General features: G+C 63.4%; 29 protein-coding genes. All 29 read left to right on the plus strand.

Going from position 1 to position 20,575, the window contains the following annotated elements; all coding sequences use genetic code 11:
• Nucleotides 1–29 precede the first annotated feature (29 nt).
• Nucleotides 30–2,054: an ABC transporter ATP-binding protein gene (locus AC1RQP_RS38930; protein ID WP_239624453.1), complete on the plus strand. Its 2,025-nt coding sequence runs from the start codon at nt 30–32 to the stop codon at nt 2,052–2,054.
• Between the two features lie 851 nt (nt 2,055–2,905).
• Nucleotides 2,906–3,277 carry a 30S ribosomal protein S12 gene (rpsL, locus tag AC1RQP_RS38935; RefSeq protein ID WP_007603006.1) on the plus strand — a complete coding sequence of 124 codons (372 nt, stop codon included), beginning with the start codon at nt 2,906–2,908 and terminating at the stop codon, nt 3,275–3,277.
• 15 nt (nt 3,278–3,292) lie between these two features.
• Entirely contained in the window at nt 3,293–3,763 is a 471-nt protein-coding gene (gene rpsG / locus AC1RQP_RS38940) for a 30S ribosomal protein S7 (protein ID WP_018647239.1), read from the plus strand.
• 33 nt (nt 3,764–3,796) lie between these two features.
• Nucleotides 3,797–5,869: an elongation factor G gene (gene fusA, locus AC1RQP_RS38945; RefSeq protein WP_239624451.1), complete on the plus strand. Its 2,073-nt coding sequence runs from the start codon at nt 3,797–3,799 to the stop codon at nt 5,867–5,869.
• A 40-nt stretch (nt 5,870–5,909) separates the two neighbouring features.
• Nucleotides 5,910–7,100 carry an elongation factor Tu gene (tuf, locus tag AC1RQP_RS38950; protein WP_028177965.1) on the plus strand — a complete coding sequence of 397 codons (1,191 nt, stop codon included), beginning with the start codon at nt 5,910–5,912 and terminating at the stop codon, nt 7,098–7,100.
• An 83-nt stretch (nt 7,101–7,183) separates the two neighbouring features.
• On the plus strand, nt 7,184–7,492 hold the full coding sequence (gene rpsJ, locus AC1RQP_RS38955) for a 30S ribosomal protein S10 (protein ID WP_002712302.1): 309 nt from the start codon (nt 7,184–7,186) through the stop codon (nt 7,490–7,492).
• Nucleotides 7,493–7,590: 98 nt separating this feature from the next.
• Nucleotides 7,591–8,304: a 50S ribosomal protein L3 gene (gene rplC, locus AC1RQP_RS38960; RefSeq protein ID WP_239624449.1), complete on the plus strand. Its 714-nt coding sequence runs from the start codon at nt 7,591–7,593 to the stop codon at nt 8,302–8,304.
• A 1-nt stretch (nt 8,305) separates the two neighbouring features.
• Entirely contained in the window at nt 8,306–8,926 is a 621-nt protein-coding gene (rplD, locus tag AC1RQP_RS38965; RefSeq protein WP_018647243.1) for a 50S ribosomal protein L4, read from the plus strand.
• Complete coding sequence (locus AC1RQP_RS38970; RefSeq protein ID WP_007603019.1) at nt 8,923–9,225, plus strand: 50S ribosomal protein L23; 303 nt, start codon at nt 8,923–8,925, stop codon at nt 9,223–9,225. Before rplD ends, AC1RQP_RS38970 begins: the two co-directional genes overlap by 4 nt.
• A 12-nt stretch (nt 9,226–9,237) precedes the next feature.
• Entirely contained in the window at nt 9,238–10,071 is an 834-nt protein-coding gene (gene rplB / locus AC1RQP_RS38975) for a 50S ribosomal protein L2 (RefSeq protein WP_239624447.1), read from the plus strand.
• 12 nt (nt 10,072–10,083) lie between these two features.
• Complete coding sequence (gene rpsS, locus AC1RQP_RS38980; RefSeq protein WP_008136357.1) at nt 10,084–10,362, plus strand: 30S ribosomal protein S19; 279 nt, start codon at nt 10,084–10,086, stop codon at nt 10,360–10,362.
• Between the two features lie 10 nt (nt 10,363–10,372).
• Complete coding sequence (gene rplV / locus AC1RQP_RS38985; RefSeq protein WP_492942932.1) at nt 10,373–10,756, plus strand: 50S ribosomal protein L22; 384 nt, start codon at nt 10,373–10,375, stop codon at nt 10,754–10,756.
• A 17-nt stretch (nt 10,757–10,773) separates the two neighbouring features.
• Nucleotides 10,774–11,499 carry a 30S ribosomal protein S3 gene (gene rpsC, locus AC1RQP_RS38990; RefSeq protein ID WP_237861444.1) on the plus strand — a complete coding sequence of 242 codons (726 nt, stop codon included), beginning with the start codon at nt 10,774–10,776 and terminating at the stop codon, nt 11,497–11,499.
• A 30-nt stretch (nt 11,500–11,529) separates the two neighbouring features.
• Nucleotides 11,530–11,943: a 50S ribosomal protein L16 gene (gene rplP / locus AC1RQP_RS38995; protein ID WP_008136349.1), complete on the plus strand. Its 414-nt coding sequence runs from the start codon at nt 11,530–11,532 to the stop codon at nt 11,941–11,943.
• 5 nt (nt 11,944–11,948) lie between these two features.
• Complete coding sequence (gene rpmC / locus AC1RQP_RS39000; RefSeq protein ID WP_492942934.1) at nt 11,949–12,155, plus strand: 50S ribosomal protein L29; 207 nt, start codon at nt 11,949–11,951, stop codon at nt 12,153–12,155.
• Between the two features lie 13 nt (nt 12,156–12,168).
• Nucleotides 12,169–12,417 (plus strand): 30S ribosomal protein S17, encoded by a 249-nt coding sequence (rpsQ, locus tag AC1RQP_RS39005; protein ID WP_028177969.1) that lies wholly within the window; start codon nt 12,169–12,171, stop codon nt 12,415–12,417.
• Nucleotides 12,418–12,501: 84 nt separating this feature from the next.
• A complete protein-coding gene (gene rplN, locus AC1RQP_RS39010; RefSeq protein WP_007603030.1) occupies nt 12,502–12,870 on the plus strand; it encodes a 50S ribosomal protein L14 in 369 nt (122 codons plus the stop codon).
• Complete coding sequence (rplX, locus tag AC1RQP_RS39015) at nt 12,870–13,184, plus strand: 50S ribosomal protein L24 (RefSeq protein ID WP_028177970.1); 315 nt, start codon at nt 12,870–12,872, stop codon at nt 13,182–13,184. Before rplN ends, rplX begins: the two co-directional genes overlap by 1 nt.
• Nucleotides 13,177–13,734, plus strand: coding sequence for a 50S ribosomal protein L5 (gene rplE / locus AC1RQP_RS39020; RefSeq protein ID WP_018647250.1), 558 nt, complete (start codon nt 13,177–13,179; stop codon nt 13,732–13,734). Before rplX ends, rplE begins: the two co-directional genes overlap by 8 nt.
• A gap of 46 nt (nt 13,735–13,780) precedes the next feature.
• Entirely contained in the window at nt 13,781–14,086 is a 306-nt protein-coding gene (gene rpsN, locus AC1RQP_RS39025; protein ID WP_024342455.1) for a 30S ribosomal protein S14, read from the plus strand.
• Between the two features lie 14 nt (nt 14,087–14,100).
• Nucleotides 14,101–14,499: a 30S ribosomal protein S8 gene (gene rpsH / locus AC1RQP_RS39030; RefSeq protein WP_131867594.1), complete on the plus strand. Its 399-nt coding sequence runs from the start codon at nt 14,101–14,103 to the stop codon at nt 14,497–14,499.
• A gap of 16 nt (nt 14,500–14,515) precedes the next feature.
• Nucleotides 14,516–15,049 carry a 50S ribosomal protein L6 gene (gene rplF, locus AC1RQP_RS39035; protein WP_028177973.1) on the plus strand — a complete coding sequence of 178 codons (534 nt, stop codon included), beginning with the start codon at nt 14,516–14,518 and terminating at the stop codon, nt 15,047–15,049.
• A gap of 11 nt (nt 15,050–15,060) precedes the next feature.
• Entirely contained in the window at nt 15,061–15,423 is a 363-nt protein-coding gene (gene rplR / locus AC1RQP_RS39040) for a 50S ribosomal protein L18 (RefSeq protein ID WP_024342458.1), read from the plus strand.
• A 47-nt stretch (nt 15,424–15,470) separates the two neighbouring features.
• On the plus strand, nt 15,471–16,067 hold the full coding sequence (gene rpsE / locus AC1RQP_RS39045) for a 30S ribosomal protein S5 (protein ID WP_014494507.1): 597 nt from the start codon (nt 15,471–15,473) through the stop codon (nt 16,065–16,067).
• Between the two features lie 25 nt (nt 16,068–16,092).
• Entirely contained in the window at nt 16,093–16,287 is a 195-nt protein-coding gene (rpmD, locus tag AC1RQP_RS39050; RefSeq protein WP_063682061.1) for a 50S ribosomal protein L30, read from the plus strand.
• A 75-nt stretch (nt 16,288–16,362) separates the two neighbouring features.
• Nucleotides 16,363–16,848 carry a 50S ribosomal protein L15 gene (gene rplO / locus AC1RQP_RS39055; protein ID WP_028177974.1) on the plus strand — a complete coding sequence of 162 codons (486 nt, stop codon included), beginning with the start codon at nt 16,363–16,365 and terminating at the stop codon, nt 16,846–16,848.
• A gap of 148 nt (nt 16,849–16,996) precedes the next feature.
• Nucleotides 16,997–18,328, plus strand: a complete 1,332-nt coding sequence (gene secY, locus AC1RQP_RS39060; protein ID WP_492942939.1) for a preprotein translocase subunit SecY — start codon at nt 16,997–16,999, stop codon at nt 18,326–18,328.
• Nucleotides 18,325–19,536 carry a preprotein translocase subunit SecY gene (locus tag AC1RQP_RS39065; protein WP_492942941.1) on the plus strand — a complete coding sequence of 404 codons (1,212 nt, stop codon included), beginning with the start codon at nt 18,325–18,327 and terminating at the stop codon, nt 19,534–19,536. Before secY ends, AC1RQP_RS39065 begins: the two co-directional genes overlap by 4 nt.
• A complete protein-coding gene (locus AC1RQP_RS39070; RefSeq protein ID WP_492942943.1) occupies nt 19,533–20,411 on the plus strand; it encodes an adenylate kinase in 879 nt (292 codons plus the stop codon). The genes AC1RQP_RS39065 and AC1RQP_RS39070 overlap by 4 nt, the downstream gene beginning before the upstream one ends.
• The last annotated feature ends 164 nt before the right edge of the window (nt 20,412–20,575 follow it).

The following is a 20,575-nucleotide window of genomic DNA, read 5'->3' on the forward strand; positions in this document are numbered from 1 at the left end:
CATGCCGGCCGTCAGCATCGGTTGGTTTCATGGCATCCAAGCCTCTCTTGCCCGACAACAAGCCCGTCTCTGCCGACAAACAGAAGCTCGCCACGGACGAGGCGGTCGAACTCGACGACAAGCTCGCCTCCGCGACCAAGCCGGACCTCGAAGACGACGAGGACGGCGAAGACGAGGGGGACGACGAGCTGGAGCTCGACGAGGACGATGAGGACGAGGACCTCGTCGTCTATACCGCGAGCGAAGCCGCCGGCGCGCTCGCGACCATCGTCGGGTTCGTCAAGCCCTATCTGACGAACTACAAGCGGATGCTGTCATTCGTGGCGTTCGGCGTCTTCGTGGAGACGCTGTTCAACGTCATCATGCCGCTAAGTCTCAAGTTCCTGATCGACGAAGCGCTCGGCGAGGAGGATTTCCAGGCGCTGTACAAGATCCTCGGCGTGCTTGCGGTCGCCGGCATCTTCACCTCGATCGTTGCCGTCTGGTACGAGCGCTGGGATGCGCGCCTCGCCGCCTGCATCATCTCCGACGTCCGCAAGCGCCTGTTCGAGCACGTCCAGGACCTGCCGGCGGCTTATTTCGGCCGCACCAGGCGCGGCGAGATCCTGTCGCGCTTTTCGGTCGATCTCTCGGCCTTTGAAGGCTCGGTCAAGACCTTTGCCAACAGTGCCGCGCTGCCGTTCCTGGAACTGGTGGCCGGCATCATCCTGATGCTGTTCCTGAACTGGCAGCTCGCCGTCGTCGCGCTGCTGGTGTTTCCGATCACGCTGATCGGCCCGCGGATCCTGACGTCCAAGGCGGTGCAGGCCAACTACGAGCAGAAGCTCAACGAGTCGGCGCTGCTCGGCATGGTGCAGGAGAACGTGGCCGCCCAGGCCGTGATCAAGGCGTTCAGCCTGCAACGCAAGATGTTCGGCTTCTTCGCCTTGCGGAACGACGAGACCCGCAACAAGATCGCCTCGGCCGCCTTTCTCTCGACCATGGTGGAGCGGACGGTCACCATCTCGGTGCTGCTCCTGCACCTCGTGGTGCTCGCGATCGGCGCGTATCTCGCAACCAAGGGTCAGATCACCATCGGCACCTTCGTCACCTTCGAGAGTGCGTTCTGGGAGGTTTCCTACAACATCGCTCACGTGATGCATTTCATCCCGGTGTCGATCTCCTCGGCCGCCGCGATTCGCCACATCCAGGAACTGCTCGACGAGCCGACCCGCGGCGCCGATCGCCCCGGCGCGCCGGATCTACCGCGCATCACCAACGACATCACTTTCGATCACGTCACCTTCCGGTACGAGGGCAGTCAGACGCCGGTGCTGGACAATCTCAGCCTCAAGCTCAATGCCGGCAAGCGCATCGCGATCGTCGGCCCGAGTGGCTCCGGCAAGAGCACGCTGCTCAATCTGATCCTGCGGCTCTACGTGCCCGACGAAGGCCGCGTCACCATCGACGGCGTCGACGTTCGCAAGGTGACGCTGGATTCGCTGCGCCGGAGCATGGCGGTGGTGTTCCAGGAGAACATGCTGTTCAACATGTCGATCCGCGAGAACATCCGGCTCGGCAAAGAGGGGGCGACCGACGCGGAGGTGGAGGACGCGGCCAAGAAGGCCGAGATCCACCGCTACATCATGAGCCTGCCGCAGCGATACGACACGCCGGTCGGCGAGCGTGGAGACACGCTGTCTGGCGGCCAGCGCCAGCGCATCGCAATCGCACGCGCAATCATCCGCAACCCGTCGGTGCTGCTGCTGGACGAAGCCACCTCGGCACTCGACCAGACCACGGAAGCGGCGATCAACCGCACGCTGCTCAAGATCGCCAAGGGCCGCACCATGATCTGGTCGACTCACCGCCTGACCTCGGTGGTCGAGATGGACGAGATCATCGTGATTTCAGGGGGCAGGGCGATCGAGCGCGGCTCCCATGCCGAATTGCTCGCCAAGAACGGCACCTATCGCAAGCTGTGGAACGACCAGATCCACCAGCCGCATGGCGCGCCGGCTCACGACGACAGAAGCGATGACGACGAAGACGATGACGAAGAGGACGAGGAGTGACCGGGGCCGGGCACTGCAGCTCCGGCTCGGTGATTCCCGGATGCAAATCGTTCGGCCGGAGCCGAGCCGCTGATTTTTGGCTTCCTCAGGTTGGTGGCATCAACTCCTGCCGATCGATCCGCGCTGCCCGGAGATCGCTGGCGCGACCGGGTGTCACGGCAGGCAATTGCACTGGATCCCCGCCGCACAAGGCGGATTCGCTCACAAGCTGGGAAAAGGGCCTCGGTTTGGTAATAAAAGTATATTTAATCCGGGTATAATATCGTCGAGGCCGACGAAGCAGGTCCTTCGTTCCACGATCGGGCCGGCACGGTGAGGGCACCGAAGAGGCCATTTCTGCAGGCGCATGAAGCGCTTTCTGACTGTCGTTTCGCCTTGACTGGACCGATTCTCGCCTATAGAAAGCGCCTCACTTAACGACAGGCGGTGAGCATCGCCAGCGTCGGAACGGGCCACCCGTTGATCCCAAAGGACCAGTTCCACGAGGGATCGCTCAAGGCGGGCACCAACCTCGACGAATGCCGCTCAAACGCTGTCGATCATAGCTAGGCAATGCCAGTGCGACTTTAGGTCTCTTGAGCACGTTCTCTTGAGATCGAATTCGGATGCATGACCTCAGTGCACGGGCCGCGGCTTTACGCCGAGCGGCCTCGATACTGCGGTCCTCTGTGGCGTCGAAGCGCTTTCCGCTCGTTGATGGAGTGGTTGGCGCAATTTCGCTTTGTGCGGATTGTTCGCATGAGGCGGCCTCGTCGGGCGGGTGGCTCGAAAGAATTTGCGGTTCCGGCAACGGGCCGCGGCAAGACAGCGGACCCGGAAGGGGCCGCGGCAGAACAAAGGGTAAGGCCAGGATGCCGACGATCAACCAGCTGATCGCTCAACCGCGTGAAGTGCAGAAGTCGCGCAAGAAGGTGCCGGCGCTGCAGCAGTCGCCGCAGAAGCGTGGTGTTTGCACCCGCGTCTACACCACGACCCCGAAGAAGCCGAACTCGGCGCTTCGTAAGGTCGCCAAGGTGCGCCTGACCAACGGCTTCGAGGTGATCGGCTACATCCCAGGCGAGGGCCATAACCTCCAGGAGCACTCGGTGGTCATGATCCGCGGCGGCCGCGTCAAGGACTTGCCGGGCGTGCGCTACCACATCCTCCGCGGCGTTCTGGATACCCAGGGCGTCAAGAACCGTAAGCAGCGTCGTTCGAAGTACGGCGCCAAGCGTCCGAAGTAAGCGGGAACCAGGTCCATGTCTCGTCGCCATTCTGCTGAAAAGCGTGAAGTCCTTCCCGATCCGAAGTTCGGGAACATCATCGTCACGAAGTTCATGAACTCGGTGATGTACGCCGGCAAGAAGTCGGTCGCCGAAGGTATCGTCTACGGCGCGTTCGGTATCATCGAAAGCAAGACCAAGCAGAACCCGCTCGGCGTGTTCGAGCAGGCGCTCGAGAACGTCATGCCGACCATCGAGGTGCGCTCCCGCCGCGTCGGCGGCGCGACCTACCAGGTTCCGGTCGAGGTTCGCTCGACCCGCCGTCAGGCCCTGGGCATCCGCTGGCTGATCGCGGCTGCGCGCGAGCGCAACGAGAAGACGATGACCGAGCGGCTCTCGGCGGAGCTCTTGGATGCATCGAATAATCGGGGGAACGCCGTCAAGAAGCGCGAAGACGTGCACCGCATGGCGGAAGCCAACCGCGCCTTCTCGCACTATCGCTGGTAACGGCGCCACACTCGGACTCGCAAGGAACGACCCATGCCCCGCCAACATGCCATCGAGGATTACCGTAACTTCGGTATCATGGCGCATATCGACGCCGGCAAGACCACGACGACCGAGCGCATCCTCTATTACACCGGCAAGAGCCACAAGATCGGCGAAGTGCACGAAGGTGCCGCGACGATGGACTGGATGGAGCAGGAGCAGGAGCGTGGCATCACGATCACTTCGGCTGCCACCACCGCGTTCTGGAACGGCAAGCGCCTGAACATCATCGACACGCCTGGCCACGTCGACTTCACCATCGAGGTCGAGCGCAGCTTGCGCGTGCTCGACGGCGCCGTCTGCGTGCTCGACTCGAACCAGGGCGTCGAGCCCCAGACCGAGACCGTCTGGCGCCAGGGCGACAAGTACAAGGTTCCGCGCATCGTGTTCGCCAACAAGATGGACAAGATCGGTGCGGACTTCTTCAAGTGCCTGTCCGACATCGTCGACCGTCTGGGCGCGAAGCCCGTCGCGATCCAGCTTCCGATCGGTGCCGAGAACAACTTCAAGGGTCTCGTCGACCTCGTGAAGATGAAGGGCGTCGTCTGGAATGATGAAGCGCTCGGCGCCAAGTTTGACTATGTCGACATTCCGGAAGACCTCGTCGACCAGGCCAAGGAATACCGCGAGAAGATGGTGGAAGCCGCCGTCGAGCTCGACGATGACGCCATGGCCGCCTATCTCGACGGCAAGGAGCCGGACGAGGCGACGCTGAAGAGGCTGATCCGCAAGGCGGTGCTGACCGGCGCGTTCTATCCCGTGCTGTGCGGCTCGGCCTTCAAGAACAAGGGCGTGCAGCCGCTGCTCGATGCCGTCGTCGATTATCTGCCGTCGCCGCTCGACGTGCCTGCGATCAAGGGCACCGACGACAAGGGCAACGAAGTCGTGCGCAAGGCGGACGACAAGGAGCCCCTGGCGCTGCTCGCGTTCAAGATCATGGACGACCCGTTCGTCGGCACCATCACCTTCTGCCGCATCTACTCCGGCGTTCTGCAGAGCGGCACCGGCGTCGTGAACTCGACCCGCGAGAAGAAGGAGCGGATCGGGCGCATGCTCTTGATGCATGCGAACAACCGCGAGGACATCAAGGAAGCCTACGCGGGCGACATCGTCGCGCTGGCGGGCCTGAAGGAAGCGCGCACCGGTGACACGCTGTGCGATCCCGACAAGCAGGTGATCCTGGAGAAGATGGAGTTCCCCGAGCCGGTCATCGAGATCGCGATCGAGCCGAAGTCCAAGGCCGACCAGGAGAAGCTGGGCGTGGCGCTGGCAAAGCTCGCTGCGGAGGATCCGTCCTTCCGCGTGTCGACCGACCACGAGTCCGGCCAGACTATCCTGAAGGGCATGGGCGAACTCCACCTCGACATCAAGGTCGACATCCTCAAGCGCACCTACAAGGTCGACGCCAATATCGGCGCGCCGCAGGTGGCTTTCCGTGAGCGCGTCACCAAGCGGGTGGAGCACAGCTACACCCACAAGAAGCAGACCGGCGGTACCGGCCAGTTCGCGGCCGTGTCGTTCATCGTCGAGCCGAACGAGCCCGGCAAGGGCTACGAGTTCGAATCGAAGATCGTCGGCGGCGCGGTGCCGAAGGAATACATCCCCGGCGTCGAGAAGGGCCTGGAGAGCGTGCTGTCGTCGGGCGTGGTCGCGGGCTTCCCCGTGGTCGACGTCAAGGTGACGCTCGTCGACGGCAAGTACCACGACGTCGACTCGTCGGCGCTCGCCTTCGAGATCGCTTCGCGCGCCTGCTTCCGCGAAGCGCTGCAGATGGGCAAGTCCGTCCTGCTCGAGCCGATCATGAAGGTCGAAGTGGTGACCCCGGAAGACTACACCGGCTCGGTCATCGGCGATCTGAATTCCCGGCGCGGTCAGATCCAGGGACAGGACATGCGCGGCAACGCCAACGTCATCAACGCGATGGTGCCGCTCATGAACATGTTCGGTTACGTGAACAATCTGCGCTCGATGAGCCAGGGTCGCGCGACCTTCACCATGCAGTTCGACCACTACGCAGAAGCGCCGGCCAACGTGTCGGCAGAAGTCCAGAAGAAGTTTGCCTGATTGTCGTCGGTCTCAAGCTGACGATTGAACGGAGAGTCAAATGGCCAAAGCAAAGTTTGAACGTAACAAGCCGCACTGCAACATCGGCACCATCGGTCACGTCGACCATGGCAAGACGTCGCTGACCGCGGCGATCACCAAGATCCTCGCCGAGACCGGCGGTGCGACGTTCACCGCGTACGACCAGATCGACAAGGCGCCGGAAGAGAAGGCCCGCGGCATCACGATCTCGACCGCGCACGTCGAGTACGAGACCCAGAATCGCCACTACGCCCACGTCGACTGCCCCGGCCACGCCGACTACGTGAAGAACATGATCACCGGCGCCGCCCAGATGGACGGTGCGATCCTGGTCGTGTCCGCCGCTGACGGCCCGATGCCGCAGACCCGCGAGCACATCCTGCTCGCCCGCCAGGTCGGCGTCCCCGCGCTCGTCGTGTTCCTCAACAAGTGCGACATGGTCGACGATCCGGAACTGCTCGAGCTCGTCGAGCTCGAAGTCCGCGAACTGCTCTCGAAGTACGAATTCCCCGGCGACAAGATCCCGATCATCAAGGGTTCGGCGCTCGCCGCTCTCGAAGACTCCGACAAGAAGCTCGGCCACGACGCCATCCTCGAGCTGATGCGCAACGTCGACGAGTACATCCCGCAGCCGGAGCGCCCGATCGACCAGCCGTTCCTGATGCCGGTGGAAGACGTGTTCTCGATCTCTGGCCGCGGCACCGTGGTGACCGGCCGTGTCGAGCGCGGCGTCGTCAAGGTCGGCGAGGAAATCGAGATCGTAGGTCTCCGCGCCACCCAGAAGACCACCGTCACCGGCGTTGAAATGTTCCGCAAGCTGCTCGATCAGGGCCAGGCCGGCGACAACATCGGCGCGCTGCTCCGCGGCACCAAGCGCGAGGACGTCGAGCGCGGCCAGGTTCTGGCCAAGCCCGGTTCGGTCAAGCCGCACACCAAGTTCAAGGCTGAGGCCTACATCCTCACCAAGGAAGAGGGCGGTCGCCACACTCCGTTCTTCACCAACTACCGTCCGCAGTTCTACTTCCGCACCACCGACGTGACCGGTGTCGTGCACCTGCCGGAAGGCACCGAGATGGTGATGCCGGGCGACAACATCGCGATGGAAGTGCACCTGATCGTGCCGATCGCGATGGAAGAGAAGCTCCGCTTCGCGATCCGCGAAGGTGGCCGCACCGTCGGCGCCGGCGTCGTCGCCTCGATCATCGAGTAACAAGCGAATAGGGAATGGTGAGTGGCGAATAGGGGATTCTATTCGCTACTCGCTACTCGCCACTCACTAGAGAAAGCACGGCAATGAACGGCCAAAACATTCGTATCCGTCTCAAGGCGTTCGACCATCGTATCCTCGATACGTCGACCCGCGAGATCGTGAACACGGCGAAGCGCACCGGCGCGCAGGTCCGCGGACCCATTCCGCTGCCCACGCGCATCGAGAAGTTCACCGTCAACCGTTCGCCCCACGTGGACAAGAAGAGCCGCGAACAGTTCGAGATGCGCACCCACAAGCGCCTGCTCGACATCGTCGATCCGACCCCGCAGACCGTCGATGCTTTGATGAAGCTCGACCTGGCCGCCGGTGTCGACGTCGAGATCAAGCTCTGAGCAAGACCCCGAGAAGTGGGCACCGGTTCTCGGACCGGGTCTTGCTCACTACGAAGATTAGCTAGTCCGCAAGGACAGAAAGAACAGGAAGCAAGCCGATGCGCTCCGGAGTGATCGCACAAAAGGTCGGGATGACGCGGGTCTTCACGGAGGCCGGCGAACATATCCCCGTGACCGTGCTGAAGCTCGGCAATTGCCAGGTCGTAGGCCACCGCACCGAAGAGAAGAACGGTTACGTCGCGCTCCAGCTCGGTTCTGGCGGCCGCAAGACCGTTTACATGCCGAAGGCCGAGCGCGGCCAGTTCGCGGTCGCCAAGGTCGAGCCGAAGCGCCGGGTCGAGGAATTCCGGGTCAGCGCGGATGCGATGATCCCGGTCGGCGCCGAGATCCAGGCGGATCACTTCGTCGTCGGCCAGTTCGTCGACGTCACCGGCACCTCGGTCGGTAAGGGCTTCGCCGGCGGCATGAAGCGCTGGAACTTCGGCGGTCTGCGCGCCACGCACGGTGTGTCGATCTCGCACCGCTCGATCGGTTCGACCGGTGGCCGTCAGGACCCCGGCAAGACCTGGAAGAACAAGAAGATGCCCGGCCACATGGGTGTCGACCGCATCACCACGCTCAACCTTCGCGTCGTCCAGACCGATGTCGAGCGCGGCCTGATCCTCGTCGAAGGCGCCGTTCCCGGCTCCAAGGGCGGTTGGATCCGCGTGCGCGACGCCGTCAAGAAGCCGCTGCCGAAGGAAGCCCCGAAGCCCGGCAAGTTCAAGGTTGCTGGCGACGCGGAAGCCGCTCCGGCTGCGCAGGAGGCGTGAGATGGAATTGAAGGTCACCACCCTCGAAGGTAAGGAAGCCGGCTCGGTCCAGCTCTCCGACGCCATTTTCGGCCTCGAGCCGCGCGAGGACATCATCGCGCGCTGCGTGCAGTGGCAGCTCAACAAGCGCCAGGCCGGCACGCACAAGGCCAAGGGTCGCGCCGAGATATGGCGCACAGGCAAGAAGATGTACAAGCAGAAGGGCACCGGCGGTGCTCGTCACGGCTCGGCCCGCGTGCCGCAGTTCCGCGGCGGCGGCCGTGCCTTCGGTCCGGTGGTGCGTTCGCACGCCACCGACCTGCCGAAGAAGGTCCGCGCGCTCGCCCTCAAGCATGCGCTCTCGGCCAAGGCCAAGGACGGCGATCTCGTCGTGATCGAGAAGGCCGCGCTGGAAGCCGCCAAGACCAAGGCGCTGCTCGGTCACTTCTCGGGTCTGGGCTTGACCAACGCGCTGATCATCGACGGCGCCGAGCTCAACAACGGTTTTGCCGCCGCGGCCCGCAACATCCCGAACATGGACGTGCTGCCGATCCAGGGCATCAACGTCTATGACATCCTGCGCCGTCAGAAGCTCGTTCTGACCAAGGCCGCCATCGATGCGCTGGAGGCGCGCTTCAAATGACGAAGAACATCGAGCCTCGCCACTACGACGTGATCCTGTCGCCGGTCGTGACCGAGAAGGCGACGATCGCCTCGGAGCACAACAAGGTGCTGTTCAAGGTGGCCGCAAAGGCGACCAAGCCGCAGATCAAGGAAGCGATCGAGAAGCTGTTCGACGTCAAGGTCAAGAGCGTCAACACGTTGGTCCGGAAGGGCAAGACGAAGATCTTCCGCGGCAATCTCGGCTCGCAGTCGAATTCCAAGCGCGCGATCGTGACCCTCGAAGAGGGTCACCGAATCGACGTGACCACCGGTCTGTAAGGTCGTACGACGATGGCACTGAAGACATTCAATCCCACGACGCCGGGCCAGCGCCAGCTGGTCATGGTCGATCGTTCGGCCCTGTACAAGGGCAAGCCGGTCAAGGCGCTCACCGAGGGCAAGCACTCCGCGGGCGGTCGCAACAACACCGGTCGCATCACCGTGCGCTTCCGCGGCGGCGGTCACAAGCGGACGCTGCGCACCGTGGATTTCAAGCGCGAGAAGATCGACGTCCCCGCGACCGTCGAGCGTCTCGAGTACGATCCCAACCGCACCGGCTTCATCGCGCTGATCAAGTATCAGGACGGCGAGCAGGCCTACATCCTGGCGCCTCAGCGCCTGGCCGTGGGTGACACGATCGTCGCCGGCAACTATGTCGACGTGAAGCCGGGCAACGTCATGCCGCTCGGCAACATGCCGGTCGGCACGATCATCCACAACATCGAGGTCAAGATCGGGAAGGGCGGCCAGCTCGCCCGTTCCGCCGGCACCTACGCCCAGCTCGTCGGCCGCGATCAGGACTACGTCATCATCCGCCTGAACTCGGGCGAGCAGCGCCTGGTGCACGGCCGTTGCCGCGGCACGATCGGCGCGGTGTCGAACCCCGATCATATGAACACCTCGATCGGTAAGGCCGGCCGTAACCGTTGGCTGGGCCGCAAGCCGCATAACCGCGGTGTTTCGATGAACCCGATCGACCATCCGCACGGCGGTGGTGAAGGTCGTACCTCGGGCGGCCGTCATCCGGTCACTCCGTGGGGCAAGCCGACCAAGGGCAAGAAGACCCGCACCAACAAGTCGACCAACAAATTCATTCTCCTAAGCCGCCACAAGCGGAAGAAGTAAGGAACGCCGGACATGGTTCGTTCAGTCTGGAAAGGCCCGTTCGTCGAGGGTTCTCTGCTCAAGAAGGCAGATGCCGCGCGCGCGTCCGGCCGTCACGACGTCATCAAGATCTGGAGCCGTCGCTCGACGATCCTGCCGCAGTTCGTCGGCCTGACCTTCGGCGTCTACAACGGTCAGAAGCACGTGCCGGTGGCCGTCAACGAGGAAATGGTGGGTCACAAGTTCGGCGAGTTCTCGCCGACCCGGACCTTCCATGGCCACTCCGGCGACAAGAAAGCCAAGAAGGCTTGAGGATCAAACGATGAGCAAACCTAAGCGCGAACGGAGCCTCGCCGAGAACGAGGCCAAGGCGGTCGCCCGGATGCTGCGGGTGAGCCCGCAGAAGCTCAACCTGGTTGCCCAGCTCATTCGCGGCCGGAAGGCAGCTGCTGCGCTCGCCGACCTGCAGTTTTCGCGCAAGCGGATCGCGGTCGATGTCAAGAAGTGCCTGGAATCGGCTATCGCCAATGCCGAGAACAACCACGACCTCGACGTCGACGATCTCGTCGTGGCGCAGGCCTTCGTGGGCAACGGCCTCGTGATGAAGCGCTTTGCCGCCCGCGGCCGCGGCCGCTCGGGCCGTGTCTACAAACCGTTTTCGCAGCTGACGATCATCGTTCGTCAGGTCGAAGCTGAAGCCGCTTAAGGGCGCAGGAGAACACGATGGGTCAAAAGATCAATCCGATCGGTCTGCGTCTCGGCATCAACCGGACCTGGGATTCCCGCTGGTTCGCCGGCAAGCAGGAATACGGCAAGCTGCTGCACGAGGACGTCAAGATCCGCGAGATCCTGCACAAGGAGCTGAAGCAGGCGGCCGTCGCCCGCATCGTGATCGAGCGTCCGCACAAGAAGTGCCGCGTCACCATCCACTCGGCCCGTCCGGGCGTGGTAATCGGCAAGAAGGGCGCGGACATCGACAAGCTGCGCAAGAAGGTCGCGGATATCACCTCGTCCGACGTCGTCATCAACATCGTCGAGATCCGCAAGCCGGAGCTCGATGCGACGCTGGTGGCCGAGTCGATCGCGCAGCAGCTGGAGCGCCGCGTGGCGTTCCGCCGCGCCATGAAGCGCGCCGTGCAGTCGGCGATGCGTCTCGGCGCGGAAGGCATCCGCATCAACTGCTCGGGACGTCTCGGCGGTGCGGAGATCGCGCGCATGGAGTGGTACCGTGAAGGCCGCGTGCCGCTGCACACGCTGCGCGCCGACATCGACTACGGCGTTGCGACCGCGTTCACGACCTTCGGCACCTGCGGTGTCAAGGTCTGGATCTTCAAGGGCGAGATCCTCGAGCACGATCCGATGGCCCAGGACAAGAGAATGGCCGAGGGCGAGACGGGCGGCGGTGGCGATCGCGGTGGCCGTCAGCGCCGCGACACGGCTGCAGCCTGAGCTGCACCAAGAATTTGAGGGCTTGAAGCCATGATGCAACCTAAGAAAACGAAGTTCCGGAAGGCGCACAAGGGACGCATCCACGGCGTTGCGTCTTCGGGCGCGACGTTGGCGTTCGGCCAGTTCGGCCTGAAGGCGACCGAGCCTGAGCGCGTCACCGCGCGCCAGATCGAAGCCGCCCGTCGCGCGCTGACCCGCCACATGAAGCGCGCCGGCCGCGTCTGGATCCGCGTGTTCCCCGACGTTCCGGTGTCGAAGAAGCCGGCCGAAGTCCGCATGGGCTCCGGCAAGGGTTCGCCGGAATTGTGGGTCGCGCGCGTCAAGCCGGGCCGGGTGCTGTTCGAGATCGACGGCGTCAACACCCAGACGGCGCGTGAGGCGCTGACCCTGGCGGCAGCCAAGCTGCCGATCAAGACGCGCTTCGTCGAGCGCATTGCGGAGTAATGGCCATGGCCCAGATGAAGATCGAAGACATCCGCGCGATGAGCCCCGACCAGCAGGATGACGCCATCCTGAACCTGAAGAAGGAGCGCTTCAACCTGCGCTTCCAGCGCGCCACCGGGCAGCTCGAGAACACCTCGCGCCTGCGCGAGGCCCGCCGTGACATCGCCCGGATCAAGACCGTCGCCGCGCAGTCGCGCGTCAAGAAGAAGTAAGAGGCTTACGAAGATGCCGAAACGTACTTTGCAGGGCGTGGTCGTCAGCGACAAGCAAGCCAAGACCATTGTGGTGCGTGTCGATCGCCGCTTCACGCACCCGATCTACAAGAAGACCATCCGCCGGTCGAAGAACTACCACGCGCATGACGAGAGCAACGAGTTCAAGCCGGGCGACATGGTGTGGATCGAGGAAACGAAGCCGATTTCGAAGTTGAAGCGCTGGGTCGTGATCCGGGGCGAACACAAGAAAAGCGCCTGATCTGTTGGCTTTAGCCGACTGACTTCAGGGAAATGTTGAGCGCCGGCTGGGCTGGCGCAAAGAGAAAGAGGACGAGGTGCATCAATGATTCAGATGCAGACCAACCTCGACGTGGCCGACAATTCTGGCGCACGCCGTGTCATGTGTATCAAGGTGCTCGGAGGCTCCAAGCGCCGCTACGCCACGATCGGCGACATCATCGTCGTGTCGATCAAGGAAGCGATTCCGCGTGGCAAGGTGAAGAAGGGCGACGTGATGAAGGCCGTCGTGGTGCGCGTCCGCAAGGACATCCGCCGCGCCGACGGTTCGGTCATCCGCTTCGACCGCAACGCCGCCGTGCTGATCAACAACCAGTCCGAGCCGGTCGGCACCCGTATCTTCGGGCCCGTGCCGCGCGAGCTGCGCGCCAAGAACCACATGAAGATCATCTCGCTCGCGCCGGAGGTGCTGTGATGGCTGCGAAGATCCGCAAGGGCGACAAGGTCGTCGTGCTGACGGGCCGCGACAAGGGCCGCACCGGCGAAGTGTTCGAGGTGCGTCCCGACGCCGGGACCGCGCTCGTGCGCGGCATCAACGTGGTCAAGCGTCACCAGAAGCAGACGCAGGCCCAGGAGGGCGGCATCATCTCGAAAGAGGCGCCGATCCAACTGTCCAACATCGCGTATGTCGGCAAGGACGGAAAGCCGACCCGCATCGGATTCAAGATTCTGGCGGACGGCAAGAAGGTCCGCATCGCCAAGAGCTCGGGAGCTGAGATCGATGGCTGAGGCCGCTTACACGCCGCGCCTGCGCGCGGAATATGATGCGAAGATCCGCACGGCTCTGACCGAGAAGTTCGGTTATGAGAACGTGATGCAGGTTCCGCGCCTGGACAAGGTCGTGCTGAACATGGGCGTTGGCGATTCCGTCAACGACCGCAAGAAGGCCGAGACCGCCGCTGCCGAGCTGACCCAGATCGCCGGCCAGAAGGCGATCGTGACCTATTCGCGTATCGCGATCGCGACCTTCAAGCTGCGTGAGAACCAGCCGATCGGCTGCAAGGTCACGCTGCGCAAGGCTCGCATGTACGAGTTCATCGATCGCCTGGTGACGGTCGCGCTGCCGCGCGTCCGCGACTTCCGCGGCCTGAACCCGAAGAGCTTCGACGGCCGCGGCAACTACTCGCTCGGCATCAAGGAACACATCATTTTCCCCGAGATCGACTTCGACAAGGTCACGGAAGCCCGCGGTATGGACATCACCGTCTGCACCACGGCCAAGACCGACGAAGAGGCGAGGGCCTTGTTGACCGCTTTCAATTTCCCGTTCCGGCAGTGAGACGCTGACCTAGAGCCTCTCAAACGCGGATACCCAGGAGCCAAGCATGGCAAAGAAGAGTTCAGTCGAGAAGAACAACAGGCGCAAGCGGATGGTGAAGAACGCCGCCGCCAAGCGTGAGCGGTTGAAGGCGATCATCGCCGACAAGACGCTGCCGATGGAGGAGCGGTTCGCCGCGACCCTGAAGCTGGCGGAAATGCCGCGCAATTCGTCGGCGACCCGCATCCGCCTGCGCTGCGAGCTGTCGGGCCGCCCGCGCTCGAACTACCGCAAGAACAAGCTGTCCCGTATCGCGCTGCGCGACCTTGGCTCCAAGGGCATGGTCCCGGGCCTCGTGAAGTCCAGCTGGTAAGGAGGGTCGTTTAGATGTCAACGCACGATCCAATCAGCGATCTGATCACCCGTATCCGCAACGCGCAGATGCGTTCGAAGTCCAAGGTTTCCACGCCTGGCTCGAAGATGCGCGAGAACGTGCTCGAGGTTCTGAAGGCCGAGGGCTACATCCGCGGTTACGCCACGCTCGAGCATTCCTCGGGCCGCAGCGAGATCGAGATCGAGCTGAAGTATTTCGACGGCGAGCCCGTCATCCGCGAGATTGAGCGCGTTTCCAAGCCCGGGCGTCGCGTCTACGCCTCGGTGAAGAACCTGCCGCGGGTGAACAACGGACTCGGCATTTCGGTGTTGTCGACGCCGAAGGGGATCATGGCCGACCACAGCGCGCGCGACGCGAATGTGGGCGGTGAAGTCCTCTTCACGGTGTTCTGAGAAGGATTTTCGATCCATGTCACGTGTTGGCAAAAAGCCTGTGACGGTGCCGTCGGGCGTTACCGCGACCGTCGACGGCCAGACCGTCAAGATGAAGGGGCCGAAGGGCCAGCTTCAGTTCATCGTCCATGACGACGTCGAGGTGAAGCTCGAGAACGGCCAGGTCAAGGTCAAGCCGCGGACCGAGACCAACCGCGCGCGGGCGCTGTACGGTACCGCTCGCGCCCAGGTCGCGAATCTGGTCGAAGGCGTCACCAAGGGCTTCGAGAAGAAGCTCGAGATCACCGGCGTCGGCTATCGCGCCGCGATGCAGGGCAAGAACCTGCAGCTCGCGCTCGGCTACAGCCACGACGTGATCTATCCGATCCCCGAGGGGATCACGATCACGGTGCCGAAGCCGACCGAGATCACGGTGGCGGGCAGCGACGTCCAGCGCGTCGGCCAGGTCGCCGCCGAGATCCGCTCCTATCGTCCGCCGGAGCCCTACAAGGGTAAGGGCGTGAAGTATGTGGGCGAATTCATCTTCCGCAAGGAAGGCAAGAAGAAGTAACGGAGCCGGTCATGTCGAAAGCCAAGGTTACGAATGCCCGGCGCAAGCGGAGTGTGCGGCTGAAGCTGCGCCGCTCCGCCGGCGGCCGTCCGCGCCTGTCAGTGTTCCGCTCGTCCAAGCACATCTACGCCCAGGTCATCGACGACCTGAAGGGCGAGACGCTGGCCTCCGCCTCCTCGCTCGAGAAGTCGATGCGCGACGGCGGCAAGACCGGCGCCGACATCGATGCGGCGAAGGCGGTCGGCAAGTTGTTGGCCGAGCGAGCGGCCGAGAAGGGCGTCAAGGAAGTCGTGTTCGATCGCGGCAGCTATCTCTACCACGGGCGCGTCAAGGCTCTGGCCGACGCGGCGCGTGAGAGCGGGCTGAGCTTCTAACAGAATTTGAGGATTGGGGCGCAAGCCTCTGAAGGATTGGAAAAACCATGGCAGCTGAACGCGAACAACGTGGTGGACGCGATCAACGCGGCGGCGGACGTGAACGCAGGGAGCGCGAGGAGCGCGACAGCGAGTTCGTCGACAAGCTCGTCCACATCAACCGCGTGGCCAAGGTCGTCAAGGGCGGCAAGCGCTTCGGTTTCGCAGCGCTGGTCGTGATCGGCGATCAGAAGGGTCGTGCCGGCTTCGGTCACGGCAAGGCGCGCGAGGTGCCCGAGGCGATCCGCAAGGCGACCGAGTCCGCCAAGCGCAACCTGACGCGCGTGTCGCTGCGCGAGGGCCGCACGCTCCATCACGACATCGCCGGCCGTCATGGCGCGGGCCGTGTCTACCTGCGTGCAGCTCCGGCCGGTACCGGCATCATCGCCGGCGGTCCGATGCGCGCCGTGTTCGAAACGCTCGGCGTCCAGGACGTGGTGGCGAAGTCGATCGGCTCGTCGAACCCGTACAACATGGTGCGCGCGACCTTTGACGCGCTGAAGCATCAGGATTCGCCGCGCTCGGTCGCTGCCCGCCGCAACATCAAGGTGTCCACTCTCCAGTCCCGCCGTATCGGTGGCGACGCAGAGGCGGCTGCCGACTAACGGAAGCTTTTCGGAGTAGACCACGATGGCCAAGGCCGCAAAGACGATCAAGCTCGAGCAGACCGGCAGCGCGATCCGCCGCCATCACTCGCAGCGTTCGACGCTGATCGGGCTCAAGCTCAACAAGATCGGCCGTGTCAGCGAATTGCCGGACACCCCGGCGGTCCGCGGCATGATCGAGAAGGTTCACCATCTCGTCCGCATCGTCGACGAGAAGTAAGCAAAGGCGCACGATCCCGAAGAGCGGGAAGCGGTTTTCGGTGAAGATCGTGCGCAAGACACAAGGAGAAGGGCGATGAAGCTCAGCGATATCGCCGACAACGCCGGCTCGCGCAAGAAGCGTATGCGCGTCGGCCGCGGCATCGGTTCCGGCAAGGGCAAGCAGTCCGGCCGCGGCGGCAAGGGCCAGACCGCGCGTTCGGGCGTGCGCATCAAGGGTTTCGAAGGCGGCCAGATGCCGATGCATCGCCGTCTGCCCAAGCGCGGCTTCAACAACATCTTCCGCATCGAGTTCGCCGAGATCAATCTCGACCGGCTCCAGGAAGCGGTCGATGCCAAGAAGATCGACGCCGGCAGCGTCGTGAACGTCGAGGCCCTGGTGAAGGGCGGCGTGCTGCGCCGCGCCAAGGGTGGCCTGCGGCTGCTCGGCCGCGGCGAGCTCAAGTCCAAGCTCAACATCGAAGTGCATGGCGCCACCAAGACTGCCATCGCGGCGGTCGAGAAGGCCGGCGGCTCGGTGAAGATCCTCGCCCCTGCCAAGGAAGAAGGCGAGGCGGCGTAACAACTGCGTCATTGGCCCGCGGCTCGCGGGCCTTTACGCATGCGGGACGTGGACTTATCGAAGCCGAGCCCCAGATAATGTCCGGCGTCCGCTAGAGTAGCCCGGCCGCGGGCATGACGGCGCAACAGGCGGCGGGAGAAAGTCCAAGATGGTCTCTGCAGCGGAACAACTGGCAGCCAATCTCAATTTCGGCGCGTTCGCCAAGGCCGACGAACTGAAGAAGCGCATCTGGTTCACCCTGGGTGCGCTGCTCGTTTATCGGCTCGGGACCTACATCCCGCTGCCCGGCATCGATCCGAACATCTGGGAACAGGTGTTCCGCTCGCAGGCGGGCGGCATCCTCGGCATGTTCAACATGTTCGCCGGCGGCGGCATCCACCGCATGGCGATCTTTGCGCTGAACATCATGCCGTACATCTCGGCCTCGATCATCATCCAGCTCCTCACCACCGTCTCGCCGCAGCTCGAAGCGCTGAAGAAGGAAGGCGAGGCCGGCCGCAAGACGCTGAATCAGTACACCCGCTATCTGACGGTCATCCTGGCCGCATTCCAGTCCTACGGGATCGCGGTAGGGCTCGAAGGGGCCGGCAACGTCGTCAGCGAGCCCGGCCTGTTCTTCCGCCTGTCCACCGCGATCACGCTGACCGGCGGCACCATGTTCCTGATGTGGCTGGGCGAGCAGATCACCTCGCGTGGTATCGGCAACGGCATCTCGCTGATCATTCTCGCCGGCATCGTCGCCGAGTTGCCCGCGGCGCTCGCCAGCATGCTCGAGCTCGGCCGTCAGGGCGCGATGTCGACCGGCCTGATCCTGGTCGTCATCATCATGGCCATCGCCGTGATCGCCTTCATCGTGTTCATGGAGCGCGCGCAGCGCCGCCTCCTGATCCAGTATCCGAAGCGCCAGGTCGGCAACAAGATGTTCGAGGGCCAGTCCTCGCATCTGCCGCTCAAGCTCAACACCTCGGGCGTGATCCCGCCGATCTTCGCGTCCTCGCTGCTCTTGCTGCCGACCACGGTGGCGAACTTCAATGCGGGCAGCGGGCCGGAATGGTTCCAGTGGATCAACACCCAGCTCGGCCATGGCCGCCCGCTGTTCCTGATCATGTATCTGGCGCTGATCGTGTTCTTCGCCTTCTTCTACACCGCGATCGTGTTCAACCCGACCGAGACCGCGGACAATCTGAAGAAGCACGGCGGCTTCATTCCGGGCATCCGTCCTGGCGAGCGCACTGCCGAATATATCGACTACGTGCTGTCGCGCATTACCGTGCTCGGCGCGATTTATCTGGCGATCGTCTGCTTGATTCCCGAGATCCTGATCTCCTACGCGTCGGTGCCGTTCTATTTCGGCGGCACCTCGCTGCTGATCGTCGTCAGTGTCACCATGGATACGGTGGCGCAGGTCCAGGGCTATCTTCTGGCCCATCAGTATGAAGGCCTGATCCGGAAGTCCAAGCTGCGCGGCCGCCGTAGATGAGCAGGGAGCTCGCGCGCCGAATCGCTTTCACGATCGGCGCGCTTCTCCTCTTCAGGCTGGGCACGCAGATCCCGATCGCGGGGCTGGATGTTTCGCGCCTCTCGTCGCTACCCGATTTCAACGGCCGCCTTTCGCTGTTTTCGCTCGGCCTCGTTCCCTATCTGACTGCTGCGATCTTTGTCCGGTTGCTGTCGTTGGTATGGCGCGGCCTTAGTTCGCTCGAGCGGTCGGGCGAGGATGGCCGACGCAAGGTGGCCCGCGCCACGCTCGGACTCACGCTGGCTCTTGCCGCCTTTCAGGCTTACGGCATCGCCTCCGCGCTGATCTCCATTCCGCAGCTCGTCAGGGATCCCGACGGCTGGTTCGTGCTGACGGCCACGGCCTCGATGATCGGCGGCGTCGTTGTGCTGGTGTGGCTGAGCGAACAGATTACCCGCTACGGCATTGGCAACGGTCTGGCGCTGATCTTGAGTGTCGGCATGCTCGCCTCCCTGCCGCGAGACGTCGCCGGCATCGCAGATGTCGTGCGGAGCGGGGCGATCTCGGGCAATCTCGTGTTCTTCCACGCCGTGTTCTGGGTCGCGACCGTCGCTGTCATCGTGCTTGTCGAAGGCGCACGGCGAAATGTTCGGGTCCAGTTCGGCGCGCTCAATGTCGGCGCACGGCAACTGCCGGTGCGCGAAGCGGTGCTGCCGATCAAGCTCAACAGCGCGGGGTTCCTGATTCCGGTCACCATGGCGCCATGGATCTTCTTTCTCCCGCTCGCCCTTGCGGGCCTCGTCATGGGCGCCGATCACCCCTTGGTCGCCGCGGCCTATCACCATCTTCAGCTGGGGCAGCCGGTGCACCTCATCCTCGTATCCGTCGCGGTGTTCGTGCTGGCCTTCATCTACACCGCTTACGTCATCGATCCCGAATACACGGCCAAATCCCTGGCGCAACGTGACGGCATCATTTCCGGTGTCGCGCCCGGCGAGGCGACCGCCGCCTATCTCGATCGCGTCGTGTCATTGACGACGGTCATCGGAGCCGTCTACCTGACGGCGTTGCAGTTGATTCCGGAGGTGTTCGACCTTTACGGGATCGGTCTGCCTTATAGTATGGTCGTCAATGGTGGTGCTGCGCTGGTTGTGGTTTGCACCGCTCTTGATATCAAGGCACAGGTGCGCGACGTATCGCTCACCAATCCGGGGGGCGTACGCCGATGAGAATTATACTTCTGGGACCGCCGGGGTCGGGCAAGGGGACCCAGGCGCAACTCTTGGTGCAGCGCTATGGCATCGTCCAGCTCTCGACCGGCGAGATGCTACGCGCGGCGGTTGCGGCCGGAACGCCGGTCGGGCTGAAGGCCAAGGAGATCATGGCCGGTGGCGGCCTCGTTCCGGACGAGGTCGTGGTCGGAATCATCTCCGACCGGATCGACCAGCCGGACGCCAGGAACGGTTTCATCCTCGATGGTTTCCCGCGCACCGTGCCGCAGGCCGAGGCGCTGGATGAGCTGCTCAAGCAGAAGCATCTCAAGCTCGACGCCGTGATCGAGCTCCGCGTCAACGAGAGCGCGCTCTTGAACCGCGTCGAGACCCGTGTTGCCCAGATGCGCGAGCGCGGCGAGGAGGTCCGGGTCGACGATACCCCTGAGGTCCTGACCAAGCGGTTGGCCAGCTACCGCAGCCAGACGGAACCGCTGATTCACTACTATTCCGAGCGGCGGAAGCTCTCGACCATCGACGGCATGATGGCCATCGACGAGGTCACCCGCGCCATCCACCGCCAGCTTCTGGCGCTCGGCGCGGTCGAGCCCAAGACCCACTCGAGAAGCGCGGCCAAGACGGCGCCGGCCAAAAAGGCCAAGGCGGCGAAGAAATCGGCCAAAAAGCCGGCGAAGGCAGCCAAAAAGGCGGCCAAATCGGCCAAAACTGCAAAAAAGGCGGTTAAGAAAGCCGTGAAGGGTTCCAAGACCGCTGCCAAGACCGCGACCAAGAAAACGGCCAAAAAGGCCGCAAAAACGACCGCCAAGAAGGCCGTCAAAAAAGGTGCCAAAAAGACCGCAAAAAAGGTCACGAAAAAGCGAGCCAAGCGCTAGCAGCGGTTGACGAAAGCCCCCGGAATCCCCTAATAAGCCCCGCATCCAAGTCGGATAGTTTCAGACGATGCCGGGCCCCAGGAAGACCGGGGGTGGGCGTCGTGTTCGCGTTTGTGAACACCTGCCCGAGAACACAAGCACTTAAAGCCCGATCCTGACGAGGA

Source organism: Bradyrhizobium sp. GW821-FHT13H06 (genome assembly GCF_058803975.1).